Source organism: Enterococcus sp. AZ128, from assembly GCF_051714485.1.
Lineage (GTDB): Bacteria > Bacillota > Bacilli > Lactobacillales > Enterococcaceae > Enterococcus_A.
In genome coordinates this window covers 1,224,548-1,238,520 of record NZ_JBIORZ010000001.1, presented here as the reverse complement: position 1 = coordinate 1,238,520, position 13,973 = coordinate 1,224,548, and the positions used below count along the sequence as shown (strand labels likewise).

The window sequence follows — 13,973 nt, the reverse complement described above, 5'->3', positions numbered from 1 at the left end:
ATGGAAAGTGTTTTTAACCGTCAATAATGGTAGTATTTTTCAAAAAAAAGCTCAAAAGGTATCGTTGTTTATTAATTTATTTTTAAGAGAAAATTTTGATTGAAGAATTTTGAACAGTTAAAAAAACAAAAACCAAATTTATCAAGAACTAATGGTTGTTATTTATTGAAAAAAATATCGATATTTTTTTAATGATATGTTTAGTAAGTAATATCGATTGTTTTTTTAAGAATGAAGTAGTATTTCATTTAAAATATCTGAGAGTAGACTGTTCATCAAAATAGTAATAGTTGTTTATACAACGATGAAAACGATTGTTTCAGACGAAAAGAATCTATTTTGTTAATAAAACTTAATAAGAGATTACGTGCGTTATATGTTCTGAATTTTTATGAATCATCGAAAAAAGTGTTGTTTAAAAATGACAATTGAATTATTTTATCTAAGAAAAGTTTTTTTAACCCAAAAATTTTATCAATAATTCTAATTGTGAGTAGTGAATTATAAGCTTTTTGGTAGCGCTGGAGAGTTTGACGGTGTAAACTAACATTGTAAGAAGTAATAATTATATTGTTAATTAATAAAACTTTCCTAGTGCAATTTGTCGGAGGCTTATTTTTAATAATAAAAAAGGGGAATAATGTGATGCAAGTATTAATTTTAACACACAATATCTTAGTTGAGAGACCTTTAGTTGAAAAGCTGCAACGATTAAACATTGAAGTTTTGAGTTCAGCAAAATTACTAACGATGCTTCAAGCAAAGCAAGTACCATTAGAAGTTATGAGCTTTTTTGATGTATTAATCGTTAGCGAAACCATTTCTGATCAAGAATTAACTATTATTCTTGAAGAAGTTGGTGAAAAATTCACTATCATTAGAGAAACAGATCGTATGCCGCAAAAAGAAGAGAAAACAGACTGGGAACTACAAGGTGTTGACGAATGGTTAATTGAAGACGAGACACTTAGCGGGTTAAGAGAGAAGCTTGCTGAAAAAACCTTGAAGGAATCTGTTTATTCAATCGGTTTTGGTATGAGAAATCAGCATGGTGAAAATGATCGAGAAAAACGTCCAATTCCATTATGGAATTTAACGCGTTCTGAACGTGAGATGTTAAGTACATTGATTTCTACTAAAGAAGCACCAATTAGTCGTAACGATTTAGCAATCAAGATATGGGGCGACAGTGATTCTGCAAGTCATATGACACGTCTGTCAACTATCATTAAACATCTTCGTAACAAGTTGAAAATTGATGGTATCGAATACGATGTCATTCGTACAAATTGGGGCGAAGGATACCAGTTATCAAAAGTATTTTTTGATCATTATATTGTGGATGATCGAATTATGGAGGAAATTAAAACGGGTAATTAATTCAAGTCAGACTGTAGACAAAGTCCATTTAATGGATGCTGTCTGCAGTTTTTTGTTCCCTCAATTAGTTAACATAATATTTTTATGACAGCTAAACTCGTTCTGTTTTCCAAAATCTCCATTTATTGCTAAACTAATGTTAAATGAATAAAGGAGCGATTTTAGATGGAAAAACGAGTGATAATTATGAATTTTGATGTAGAATCAAAAGCTTATGAAGCCTTTTCTAAAGCAAAACGCCTTCATATGAACAAAGCTTTTAAAGGGGAGCAAATGGCCATTGTCCATCATTCAGATGACGGCGAACACAAATTTGAAATTGAAGACTTTTTAGATTTTACTGGCAGCAATAAAAGTTCAACAGGTGGATTGATCGGTATGATGGTAGGCATTTTAGGTGGTCCGATAGGTATTTTGTTAGGTTGGTTTACCGGAGGAATGATTGGTGCAACACAAGATGCAAAAGAAGTCCGAGATGCTACAGGTGTTTTTGAATTTCTTATTGATAAAATCGGTGAAGGAGATACCGCGTTACTGTTGATTGCTGAAGAAGATGATAATCGTCCATTGAATCAATTAATTATGATGGAACTAGGTGGAGAAATCACGCGCCTAGAGTATGAGGATGTTGAAGCGGATGTGAAGAAAGCACAGGAGCTAGCAAAAACTTCTAAAGACAAACCAGAAAGTAACGACGGCTCAGAAGAGTAACCAATATAGAGGATAAGATTTCCTTTATTTAGATTGCGCAAAGCAAGACTTTCTTCTAAAATAATATTAATTTGATAGAAAGTCAGGAGAATTATGGAACTAGAATTTTTAGGAACTGGCGCAGGCGTCCCTGCGAAACATCGAAATGTCAGTAGTCTTGCACTAAAGTTATTAGATGAACGTAATGCAATCTGGTTATTTGATTGTGGTGAAGGAACTCAAATGCAAATATTGCGAACAAATATTAAACCACGGAAAATTGAGAAAATTTTTATTTCGCATTTACATGGAGATCATATATTTGGATTACCAGGTTTATTAAGCAGTCGTTCTTTTCAAGGCGGAGAAGAGCCGATTATCATTTACGGCCCTGTTGGTTTGGAAAACTACGTACGAACCTCATTGCAAGTAACAAAGACTCATCTAACTTACCCGTTACAGTTTGTTGAGCTGAACGAAGGAATTGTTTTTAAAGATCAACAGTTTACTGTTGAATGCATGCTGTTAGATCATGGTATCGAGAGCTATGGCTTTCGGATAACAGAAGCAGATCACGAGGGGATGCTGCAGGTTGAAAAATTGGCTAAACTTGGTATACCAACTGGCCCAGTGTACGGTAAATTAAAGCAAGGGCAAATAGTTACACTGTCGGACGGACGTGTAATTGACGGAAAAGACTTCGTAGGTGAAAGTAAAAAAGGCAGAGTTGTGACAATATTTGGAGATACACGGTTTAAAAAGGAGTCTATTCATTTTGCTAAAGACAGCGACGTGATTGTACATGAAAGTACTTTTAACAAAAATGAAGAAAAACTAGCTTGGTCCTATTTCCATTCTACGACACAACAAGCAGCAACGATCGCTGAAGAGGCCCAGGCAAAAAAATTACTATTAACGCATATTTCAGCAAGATATCTTGCAAAAGAAGCAAGAGAATTAGAGGAAGAAGCGAAAGAGATTTTTCCTAATACTCAAATAGCAAAAGATTTTGATGTCGTTGATATTCCATTATCATTAAAGAATTAAAGATAGCTCAAGGAAAGAAGGGAACCTAATGGATCTAACAGATAAAGTTGTCGTTGTCACGGGTGGATCTGCCGGTTTAGGAGAACAGATTTGTTACGAAGCTGCTAAACGTGGAGCAATTGTTGTTACTTGTGCTCGTCGAATCAACCTGATTGGACAAGTAAAGGATCACTGCAGTGAATTAAGCGGAAAAGAAGCCTTTGCTTTTCAATTAGATATTGCTGACCCTGACAGCGTGGAATCTGTGATAGAAAAAATCGAAAATGAAGTTGGCAAAGTAGACGTACTAGTAAACAATGCTGGTTTTGGTTTATTTGATAATTTTGTAGATTTCGATTTAGATGTTGTGAAAAATATGTTTAATGTTAATGTTTTAGGTATGATGTATTTTACACAAAAAATTGCAATATCGATGGTCAATAACAAAAATGGGCACATTTTTAACGTCGCATCAATGGCTGGTAAAATGGCTACGCCAAAATCTACTATTTATTCAGCGACGAAATTTGCGGTGCTTGGTTTTTCTAATGCTCTGCGTTTAGAGTTGCGTCCGGAAAATGTTTATGTGACCACCATTAATCCAGGACCAATCGCGACTGAATTCTTTGATAAAGCTGATCCTAGCGGAAGTTACCTTGAAAACTTAGGTGGAATCGTACTAGATCCTCACAAGTTAGCTAAAACAATTATTAACAAGGTTGGGAAACCGACTCGTGAAATTAATCGTCCTTTCATCATGGAAGGTGCAAGTCGTTTTTATGGGTTATTTCCGCATATTGGAGATTTTTTGGCCGGCGGATTATTCAATAGGAAGTAGGAAGGTAAAATGAAAAAGCAATGGAAAGTCTTTTTAGGATTTATTTTAGTCTTGCTGATAGTGATTTTTGCGCTTTCCAATAGCCAAGAAGTCCCAGTCAATTTCTTGATCAAGAAATTCTACCTTTCACTTGTTTTAGTAATCATCGGCTCGGCTCTTATAGGGGCACTGGTTGTTTTTCTGACATCTGGAGCGACACTTTTCCATCAACGCAAAGAAATCAAACAGCTAAAAGAAACAATCCAAAGTTACGAAAGTAACAATGAGCAAAAGTTGACGGATGAAAAGGCGGCTTTTAAACGAGAAAAAGAAAATGAGATTGCGGTGTTGAAGGCCAATTATGAAAGTCTTCTTAAAGAAAAAGATAAGGCGCTAGCGGCAAAAGAAAGCTCGCAAATAGAGAACAAAGTTAATCATCCGATTGATTATTATGATTAGTAATGAAGACTTTAGTTGAAAAACTAAGGTCTTCTTCTCTTTCTTGTCCGATTCTTTTTTGCTATACTAATACGGTTGGGAAGTGATACAGTGAAAAAATCAAGTTTCGATTGGCAGTTTAGAGACACTACACCTGTTGATGAAACATTTAAAACAGAAATGATGAATCAAGGATACAGTGAAACTTTTGCTGAACTTATATGGAATCGGAATATACATACCTTAGAGGAATTTTCGCAGCTAATGAAGGCGAATATTGATGATTTGCATGACCCGTTCTTAATGTACGACATGGACAAGGCAGTGGACCGGATTCAATCGGCTATCGTAGAAGGCCAACGGATTTTAGTTTATGGTGATTATGATGCGGATGGAATTACTAGTACTTCCATCATGTTGGAGACCTTAGAAATGTTAGGGGCCGATGTGCATTATGTATTACCAAATCGTTTTATTCATGGTTATGGTCCAAATAAGGAGCTCTTTGCTGAAAAAATTAACGAAGGTAGCCAATTGATTATTACTGTCGACAATGGTGTTGCAGGTAATGAGGCAATTGACTTTGCCAATTCACAAGGCGTTGATGTAATCGTTACAGATCATCACGAAATGCCACCGATTTTACCGGATGCTTATTGCATTATCCATCCTCGTCATCCAGATGGGCATTATCCTTTTGGTGAGCTAGCGGGGGCTGGAGTAGCTTTCAAGCTGGCAACCGCACTTTTGGAAGAGGTTCCTTTAGAAATGCTGGATTTGGCAACAATCGGGACCGTTGCGGATTTAGTTTCAATGACAGGTGAAAATCGCAATCTTGTTAAGCTTGGACTGCAAGCTATCAAACAAACGCAACGTTTAGGATTATTAGAGCTGTTCAAAGTCAGTTCTGTTGATCCGCAAAAAGTTGATGAGACAAGTATTGGCTTTGGCTTAGGGCCCCGCCTAAATGCTATAGGTCGTTTAGGAGACCCAAATCCAGCAGTGGAATTAATGACGACATTCGATGATACTATTGCGCAAAATCTTGCTGATAAACTTAATAAAGTCAATGATGAACGTAAGCGGATAGTTCAAGAAACAACAGCTGAGGCGCAAGCGTTAGTCAATACTGAAGATTCAGTTCATTTGATTGCGGCAATGGGTTGGAATCCAGGCGTTTTGGGAATTGTTGCAGGAAATATTTTGAAAAAGACGGGACGACCAACGATTGTTTTATCTATCGATGAGAATGGTGTAGCTAAAGGTTCTGGACGAAGTATTGAAGCATTAGATTTATATGGAATGTTAAACACAATGAGATCAGAGTTTACTCATTTTGGCGGGCATGCAGCAGCTGTTGGGGTAACTATGCCTGCAGAAAATATTGATACTTTACGAAAAATGATGAACGATTATATTGCTACAGAACAGATTGATTTGTCTATGGGCTCAACTCTAGTAATCGATGAGTCATTGGCATTACCTAAAATAGATCTAAAATTGGTTGAGGAAATAAAAAAACTAGCTCCATTTGGAACAGATAATCCAGTACCGCACTTTTTAGTAGATGGGAATGTTGGTTTTTTTAAACGAATCGGCAGTGATCAGCAACATGTTAAATTCTCATTGAAGAATGATGATAGCCAGTTAGATGCCATTGGTTTTGGTTTCGGCGAAGAGGGCGAAGAAATTCAGCAACCAGATACACAGTTTGTAGGCGATTTAGAAATCAATGAATGGAACGGTCAGAAAAAAGTTCAATTACGTTTAATTGATTTTGTTTCTGATGGGCTACAAGTGATTGATCGGCGTGCAAAGTATACATGGAATCAGAAAATCGAATATGGAAAAACGCTTTACCTAGCATTTCAATCAAACAGTCAAACCTTTTTTGCTGAAGAGCTTCAACAGTCGATTGCTCTATATGATAGAAGTATTAATTGGGCTAACTATGAGCAATTAGTCGTACTTGATTGCCCTGATCAAAAAGAACTGCTTAAAGAAATTTCAATCGAAGGAAATTTTGAACGAATTTATCTTTATCTTCATAGCTCGGATGAAGCCTATCTGAATGGGGTGCCGAGTCGTGAACAATTTACTAAGCTTTATCAATTCTTTATGAAGCAGTCGCGTGTGGACATTCGCTTTAAGCTAAAAATCGTTTCAAATTATTTAAGAATTCCAGAAAAATTATTAGTATTTATGATTCACGTGTTTTCTGAACTAAAATTTGTTACAATAAACGACGGCGTTTTACAAATGGTCGAGTCTCCGCAAACTCGAGCTTTTGACGAAAGCGAAATTTATCAAAAACGCTTGGCTCGAATTGATAGCGAAGAATTTTTATTAATGAATGATATTCAAACTATTAGAAATTGGCTGAAAAGCTAGGAGGAACAACCGAAATGAATTTGAAAGATTATATTGCAAGTATCCCAGACTATCCAAAAGAAGGAATAGTTTTCCGTGATATCTCACCGCTTATGGCTGATGGTGAAGCGTATCGTGAAGCAACAAAACAAATTGTGAGCTATGCAGAAGAAAAGCAAATCGACATGGTAGTCGGACCTGAAGCACGTGGATTTATCGTAGGGTGCCCAGTTGCTTTTGAATTAGGTTTAGGTTTTGCGCCAGTCCGCAAACCAGGTAAATTACCTCGTGAAGTAATCGAAGTTGAATATGAAAAAGAGTATGGTACTGATACATTGACAATTCATAGTGATGCTATTCAACCAGGACAACGAGTGTTGATTACCGATGATTTATTGGCCACTGGCGGAACAATTAAAGCGACAATAGAATTAGTCGAAAAACTTGGTGGTATTGTGGTTGGGTGTGCCTTTTTGATTGAACTGGAAGAGTTACATGGACGTGATAAAATCCAAGGGTATGATATTTTAACTTTAATGGATTATTAAAAAGAAGCAGGAGAAAATTCTCCAGCTTCTTTTTTTTTATGGTAGAGTGGGAGGTTGCCATTTTCTAAGTAATTTCAAAATAGCTATATCAATCACCATCCTATTATTCGCTTAAGAAATAGTGATAAAAAAAGCTGCTAGAAAAAGTCTAGCAGCTGAGAGTTGAGATTAAGCTGATTTGTGATAATGATGATCATAAGTCACATAATAGAAATCTTCGGCTGGTTCTTTATAGTAGTGTTCTTCTTCAATGTCTTCTTCATCAAATTGATGCTCAGCATAATGTTGTGCATATTTGCGTTCATCCCACAACATAAACCAAACAAGGAACAAACCAGAAAAAATGACGATCGTAGCTAAAGAACCTAACTTGCCAATCAATAAACCTAGTAACAGCACAGCGATAATTAAACCAAATCTTCTTACTGCTTTCATCAATAATCACTCCTAATAAATACGCGAACGTGTGTTTGTATATCTATTATACGAATGTTTGTTCGTTTTGTAAAGAAAAAAATAATCGGAAGTAAATTCCGATTAATAAATGTGGTTACGATACAATCCGACAACTTTTCCAAGAATGGAAACATTATCGAAAATAAGTGGTGCTAACTCATCATTTTCTGGTTGCAAGCGAATATGATCGGATTCGCGATAAAATCTTTTACAAGTCGCTTCGTTCTCATCAGTCATCGCAATCACAATCTCACCGTTCGTCGCCGTAGACTGCTTCCTCACAATGACATGATCCCCATCATAGATTCCTGCATTAATCATACTTTCGCCACGAATCGTCAACATGAACAAACTACCATCTTCACTTGATAGATCTGGCGGAACAGGGAAGAAGTCTGAAGCCTCTTCAACTGCTAGAATTGGTTCACCGGCCGTAACAACACCGAGCATGGGAATGACTTGCGGAGTCGCGCCGATTTTTTCTAAACCAGTGATGGTTAATTCTATTGCTCTTGGCTTCGTGGGATCGCGCTGAATCCACCCCTTTTTTTCTAATCTGGATAGATGGCCATGAACTGTAGAAGTAGATGAAAGATTCACAGCTTCTCCAATTTCTCTAACAGTGGGTGGATACCCTTTATGTTCAACGCGTTCATGAATGAAACGTAAAACTTCCAATTGTTTCGTTTCCGTTCTTTTTGCCAATGCCCGCACCTTCTTTCGTTTTTTTTTAGTGTAGCATAGTTATTAGAACAAATCAAACAAGCGTTCGCATTTGTTTGTGTTTTCAACTTATTTATTTTTATGTATAATTGGTATGGGAAAAGAGGTGCTAAAGATGATTAACGATGAAACAATTGCACGAATCAACGAATTAGCTAAAAAAAAGAAAACGATTGGTTTGACGGATGCAGAAGCACATGAACAGAAGGTTTTGCGAGAAGAGTATATCTCTTCATTTCGCAGCGGCATGCGCCATCATATTGAAGGAATGAAGGTCGTTGATCCAGAAGGCAAAGACGTCACACCAGAAAAACTGAAAAAGATTCAAAAGAAAAAAGGCTTACATAATAGAAAGTAAATCTTTTGCTGGTAAGTGATTGAAAAGTCAAAATAAATCGGTTACAATGAATCTGTAATTAAAGTATTTATGACCAAAAAGGAGGAAGTAATTTGTTCGACAAAATCGATCAACTAGGTGTAAACACAATCAGAACATTAAGTATTGAGGCAATCCAAAAAGCAAACTCAGGTCATCCCGGGTTACCAATGGGTGCTGCTCCAATGGCTTATGCATTATGGACAAAACATTTGAATGTTAATCCGGCTACTTCATTAAACTGGCCTAACCGCGACCGCTTTATTTTATCAGCTGGTCATGGTTCAGCAATGCTGTACAGTTTACTGCATCTTGCAGGTTATCAAGTAACGATTGATGATTTGAAAAATTTCCGTCAATGGGAAAGTAAAACACCAGGACATCCAGAATTTCATCATACAGATGGTGTTGAAGCAACTTCAGGTCCTTTAGGTCAAGGTATTTCAACTTCTGTTGGAATGGCAATGGCTGAAGCCCATTTATCAGCGACGTATAACCGCGATAGTTTCAAGGTAATGGATCATTACACTTATGCATTATGTGGAGACGGCGACTTAATGGAAGGTGTTTCCGGTGAAGCTAGTTCAATGGCTGGTCACATGAAGCTTGGTAAATTGATTGTTTTATACGATTCAAATGATATCTCTTTAGATGGACCAACATCTAAGGCTTTCACTGAAAATGTTGGCGCTCGTTATGAAGCATATGGCTGGCAGCATATTTTAGTTAAAGATGGTAATGACCTAGATGCAATTTCTAAAGCAATCGATGAAGCAAAAGCTGAAACTGACAAACCAACATTAATTGAAATCAAAACAGTTATTGGATTCGGTTCACCAAAAGAAGGTACTTCAGCAGTTCACGGTGCACCAATTGGTCAGGATGGAATTGATGCTGCAAAAACTGTTTACGGATGGGAATATCCTGATTTCACTGTACCAGATGAAGTGGCGAAGCGATTCAAAGAAGAGATTAACGATAAAGGCGCTAAAACGGAAGCTGACTGGGATGCAATGTTTGCAAACTATGAAAAAGCTCATCCTGAATTAGCTAAACAATTCAAAACAGCATTTGCTGGCGAATTACCTGAAAAATGGGAAGAATCTTTGCCTGTTTATGAAGAAGGTACAGCACAGGCAAGTCGTGTATCAAGCAAAGATGCGATCCAAGCAATCGCTAAATCTGTTCCAAATATTTGGGGTGGATCAGCTGATTTATCTGGTTCAAACAATACTACGATTGCTGGTGAAGCAGAATTCCAACCTGGTTCTTATGAAGGACGCAATATTTGGTTTGGTGTTCGTGAATTTGCAATGGCTAGTGCGATGAATGGGATTCACTTACATGGTGGAACACGCGTTTATGGCGGAACCTTCTTCGTATTTACTGATTATTTACGTCCAGCTGTTCGTATGTCAGCAATTCAAAATCTACCAGTTGTCTACGTGTTAACACACGATTCAGTGGCGGTTGGCGAAGATGGCCCAACCCATGAACCTATTGAACAATTAGCGAGCGTTCGCTGTATGCCAAATGTCCAAGTGATTCGCCCAGCTGATGGTAACGAAACTTCTGCAGCATGGATTCAGGCGTTGGAAACAACTAACAAACCAACGATTTTAGTCTTAAGTCGTCAAAACTTGCCAGTCTTACCAAATAGTAAAGATACGGCTAAAGAAGGTGTTGCTAAAGGTGGTTACGTAATCTCCAAAGCTGAATCAGATACTCCAGAAGGTATCTTGATTGCAACAGGTTCTGAAGTGAATTTGGCTGTGCAAGCACAAAAAGAATTAAAAGCGCAAGGAAAAGACGTTTCTGTTGTTTCTCTTCCAAGCTTTGATTTATTTGAAGCGCAAGATGAAGCTTACAAAGAATCTGTCCTTCCAAAAGCAGTAACAAAACGTGTAGCAGTTGAAGCAGCTTCTCCATTTGGCTGGGAACGCTATATCGGTTCAGAAGGTAAAATGATCGGGATTGACCACTTCGGTGCATCAGCTCCTGGAGACTATGTTTTAGAACAGTTTGGCTTTACTGTCGAAAATGTAGTAAACACTTTTAACGAATTATAATTATCATTGATTTAACTAGGAAAGTTGAGAAGAATTGTCTTCTCAACTTTTTTTATGCTTAAACCAGTGAAACACTATGAAAAAGTTTCATATCTTGTTTTAATTGAACTGTTTAATCTAATTTCGCTTACAAATTCTCTATTTTAAAAATTTTAATGTTTATCTGTGAGCAAATATATTTAGACAGAATTTGAATTCTGTTATACTATCCTTGTGCAAAAGATTGCAAACAAAAAATGATTGAAAGAAAGAGGGACAACAATGAAAGTAGTAGTAGTAGGATGTACACATGCCGGTACCGCAGCCGTTAAAAATATTTTAGCAAACCACCCAGATGCAGAGGTGACAGTCTTTGAACGTAACGACAACATTTCTTTCTTATCTTGTGGAATCGCTTTATATGTAGGAGGAGTGGTTAAGGATCCTGCTGGTTTATTCTATTCAAATCCGGAAGAACTTGCTTCTCTAGGTGCAAAAGTGAACATGGAACACGATGTAACAAACATTGATACAGATGCAAAAAAAGTAACAGCAAAAGATTTAAAGACAAATGAAGAAAAAACTATTGATTACGATAAGTTAGTAGTAACAACTGGTTCTTGGCCAATCATTCCTCCAATCAAAGGAATCGAATCAAAAAATGTTTTGCTATGTAAAAACTATAATCAAGCAAATGTCATTATTGAACAAGCGAAAGATGCGAAAAAAGTTGTTGTTGTTGGCGGAGGTTATATCGGAATTGAGTTAGTTGAAGCGTTTGCTGAATCTGGTAAAGAAGTGACATTGATTGACGGGTTACCAAGAATTTTGAATAAATACTTGGATGAACCATTTACGAGTCTATTAGAAAAAGAATTAGTTGATCGCGGTGTCACTTTGGCATTAGGAGAAAATGTTAATGAGTTTGTTGCAGATGAAACTGGTACTGTAACTAAGGTAGTAACTGCTAGTAAAGAATTCGATGCTGATATGGTAATTCTTTGTGTTGGATTCCGACCTAACACTGATTTACTAAAAGATAAGGTTGATATGCTGCCAAGCGGTGCGATCAAAGTGAATGAATACATGCAATCCAGCAATCCGGATATTTTCTCTGCAGGTGATTCGACTGTTGTTCATTATAATCCAACTGGAAAAGATCAATATATCCCATTAGCGACTAATGCCGTTCGTCAAGGAATGCTGGTCGGGCAAAACTTGGTTGAACAAAAAATGAAATATCGTGGTACACAAGGCACTTCAGGACTATACTTATTTGGTTGGACAATCGGCTCAACGGGTTTAACTAAAGAAAGTGCCGCTCTAAATGGTATTGATGCAAATGTAACAGTGATCGAAGACAATTATCGTCCAGAATTTATGCCTACGACAGAAAAAGTCTTGATGGAAATCGTATCAGAAAAAGGGACTAATAAAATTTTAGGAGCACAATTCCTTTCAAAATATGATATTACACAATCGGCTAATACATTATCAATAGCGATCCAAAACGGTATGACCTTGGAAGATTTGGCGTTACAGGATTTCTTCTTCCAACCTCATTTTGACCGTCCATGGAACTACTTGAATATCTTAGCTCAAGCGGCTTTAGCTGAGGCTGAATAACGCGAGGCAGGAAGGGAGACCTTCCTGTTTTTTGTTTATGAAATCCTATTTACTAGGATTGGACTTCCTGTTTTTTTAGTGTAAACTGAAATGGGAATGGAGGATTTTAAATGATTTCATTAAATGATTATTTAGCAGGCGGAGAGACGACAATTTCAAACCTGCTATTACAAAATTATACAAAACTTGGTTTGAATACCATTGAATTCATGCTATGGTTGCAACTTTACGCTGCTCATCAAGCAGGAGATAATTTTCCTGATTTGACAAGGATTGCTAAAAATATGGGCGAGACGACCGAAAAAGTTTATGAATCGTTAAATAATCTTGTTGAAAAAACGTTTGTCACGCTTGAAACAGAAATGGACGAGCATGGAAGACAAAGCGACCGTTATAATTTATTGCCAGCTTTTGATAAATTGGCTGTTTTAAAAGAGCAAGAACGTTTTGAGACAGAAGAAAAAAATGATTTAGCCGCACAAAAGAAAATGTTACGTTCTTTTGAACAGGAATTCGGGCGCCCTTTATCACCGATCGAATACCAAAAAATCGGCTATTGGCTGAATGAGGATCATTATTCTCCAGCGTTGATTGAATTAGCCTTGCAGGAGGCAGTATTAAATCAAGCGTATAACTTTAAATATATCGAAACGGTCTTGCAAAGTTGGGAAAAGAAAAATATCCGTTCGAAGGCTCAAGTAGAGGAAGAGCAACGACGCCGGAAACAAATCTTGTTACAAAAAGAAGAACAAAAGCAGACAGAAGAACTTCCGAAAGTTTCTTTATATAATTGGTTAGAAAGGAAAGACTCGGATGCTTAATAAAGAAAAAACGATGGAAGCCATGTCGCGAATGTATGAAATGTTTCCTAATGCTGTTGGAGAACTTCATTCGGAATCGCCTTTTCAACTTTTGATTGCTGTAATTTTAAGCGCACAAGCGACAGATGTCTCAGTCAATAAAGCGACACCTGCATTATTTGCAGCCTATCCGACTCCTGAGGCATTAGCGCAGGCTCCTATCGATGATATCATTGCTAAGATCAGGACAATCGGTCTATATCGGAATAAAGCTAAGAACATAAAAGCATGTGCGCAAATGTTGTTGGATGATCACGGAGGAATTGTTCCGGCTTCTCGTGAAGAACTGGTAAAACTACCTGGTGTTGGTCGAAAAACCGCTAATGTGGTACTTGGGGATGCATTTGGAGTACCAGCGATTGCGGTAGACACACATGTCGAGCGTGTAACAAAACGTCTAAGAATCTGCAAACTAAGCGCATCTGTAACTGAAGTAGAAGCTACCTTGATGCGTAAGATTCCAAAAGTTTTGTGGGTGAAGAGCCACCATACACTGATCTTTTTTGGTCGTTATCATTGTACAGCGCGTGCTCCTAAGTGTGAAATTTGCCCATTGTTAGATATGTGCCAAGATGGAAAAGACAGATTAAAAGCCGTTCGGAAATAATCCGAACG

The 13,973-nt window shown here is 37.2% G+C and carries 14 protein-coding genes; 12 read left to right on the top strand and 2 right to left on the bottom strand.

Going from position 1 to position 13,973, the window contains the following annotated elements:
* Positions 1 to 645: 645 nt before the first annotated feature.
* The 7 genes from IGI38_RS06025 (at position 646) to IGI38_RS05995 (ending at position 7,269) form a co-directional block, all read left to right on the top strand.
* Positions 646 to 1,380, top strand: a complete 735-nt coding sequence (locus tag IGI38_RS06025) for a winged helix-turn-helix domain-containing protein (protein ID WP_438727863.1) — start codon at positions 646 to 648, stop codon at positions 1,378 to 1,380.
* Positions 1,381 to 1,545: 165 nt separating this feature from the next.
* A complete protein-coding gene (locus IGI38_RS06020; protein WP_438727861.1) occupies positions 1,546 to 2,091 on the top strand; it encodes a DUF1269 domain-containing protein in 546 nt (181 codons plus the stop codon).
* A 93-nt stretch (positions 2,092 to 2,184) separates the two neighbouring features.
* Positions 2,185 to 3,117: a ribonuclease Z gene (gene rnz, locus IGI38_RS06015; protein ID WP_438727859.1), complete on the top strand. Its 933-nt coding sequence runs from the start codon at positions 2,185 to 2,187 to the stop codon at positions 3,115 to 3,117.
* A gap of 28 nt (positions 3,118 to 3,145) precedes the next feature.
* Positions 3,146 to 3,934, top strand: a complete 789-nt coding sequence (locus IGI38_RS06010) for an SDR family NAD(P)-dependent oxidoreductase (RefSeq protein ID WP_438727857.1) — start codon at positions 3,146 to 3,148, stop codon at positions 3,932 to 3,934.
* A gap of 9 nt (positions 3,935 to 3,943) precedes the next feature.
* Positions 3,944 to 4,372: a LapA family protein gene (locus IGI38_RS06005; RefSeq protein WP_438727855.1), complete on the top strand. Its 429-nt coding sequence runs from the start codon at positions 3,944 to 3,946 to the stop codon at positions 4,370 to 4,372.
* Positions 4,373 to 4,462: 90 nt separating this feature from the next.
* Positions 4,463 to 6,742 (top strand): single-stranded-DNA-specific exonuclease RecJ, encoded by a 2,280-nt coding sequence (gene recJ, locus IGI38_RS06000; protein ID WP_438727853.1) that lies wholly within the window; start codon positions 4,463 to 4,465, stop codon positions 6,740 to 6,742.
* A gap of 14 nt (positions 6,743 to 6,756) precedes the next feature.
* Entirely contained in the window at positions 6,757 to 7,269 is a 513-nt protein-coding gene (locus tag IGI38_RS05995; protein ID WP_438727851.1) for an adenine phosphoribosyltransferase, read from the top strand.
* 168 nt (positions 7,270 to 7,437) lie between these two features.
* Here IGI38_RS05995 and IGI38_RS05990 read toward each other — a convergent pair whose 3' ends face one another.
* A complete protein-coding gene (locus IGI38_RS05990; RefSeq protein ID WP_438727849.1) occupies positions 7,438 to 7,704 on the bottom strand; it encodes a hypothetical protein in 267 nt (88 codons plus the stop codon).
* A gap of 102 nt (positions 7,705 to 7,806) precedes the next feature.
* Positions 7,807 to 8,430, bottom strand: coding sequence for a transcriptional repressor LexA (lexA, locus tag IGI38_RS05985; protein ID WP_438727847.1), 624 nt, complete (start codon positions 8,428 to 8,430; stop codon positions 7,807 to 7,809).
* Positions 8,431 to 8,563: 133 nt separating this feature from the next.
* Here lexA and IGI38_RS05980 point away from each other — a divergent pair, with 133 nt between their 5' ends.
* The 5 genes from IGI38_RS05980 (at position 8,564) to nth (ending at position 13,965) form a co-directional block, all read left to right on the top strand.
* The gene (locus tag IGI38_RS05980; protein WP_438727845.1) at positions 8,564 to 8,806 is read left to right on the top strand and encodes a DUF896 family protein; all 243 of its coding nucleotides are present in this window, start codon (positions 8,564 to 8,566) and stop codon (positions 8,804 to 8,806) included.
* 92 nt (positions 8,807 to 8,898) lie between these two features.
* Positions 8,899 to 10,893, top strand: a complete 1,995-nt coding sequence (gene tkt / locus IGI38_RS05975) for a transketolase (RefSeq protein ID WP_438727843.1) — start codon at positions 8,899 to 8,901, stop codon at positions 10,891 to 10,893.
* Positions 10,894 to 11,154: 261 nt separating this feature from the next.
* Positions 11,155 to 12,498: an FAD-dependent oxidoreductase gene (locus IGI38_RS05970; protein WP_438727841.1), complete on the top strand. Its 1,344-nt coding sequence runs from the start codon at positions 11,155 to 11,157 to the stop codon at positions 12,496 to 12,498.
* Positions 12,499 to 12,608: 110 nt separating this feature from the next.
* A complete protein-coding gene (locus IGI38_RS05965) occupies positions 12,609 to 13,319 on the top strand; it encodes a DnaD domain protein (RefSeq protein ID WP_438727839.1) in 711 nt (236 codons plus the stop codon).
* A complete protein-coding gene (nth, locus tag IGI38_RS05960) occupies positions 13,312 to 13,965 on the top strand; it encodes an endonuclease III (RefSeq protein WP_438727837.1) in 654 nt (217 codons plus the stop codon). The genes IGI38_RS05965 and nth overlap by 8 nt, the downstream gene beginning before the upstream one ends.
* Positions 13,966 to 13,973 lie beyond the last annotated feature (8 nt).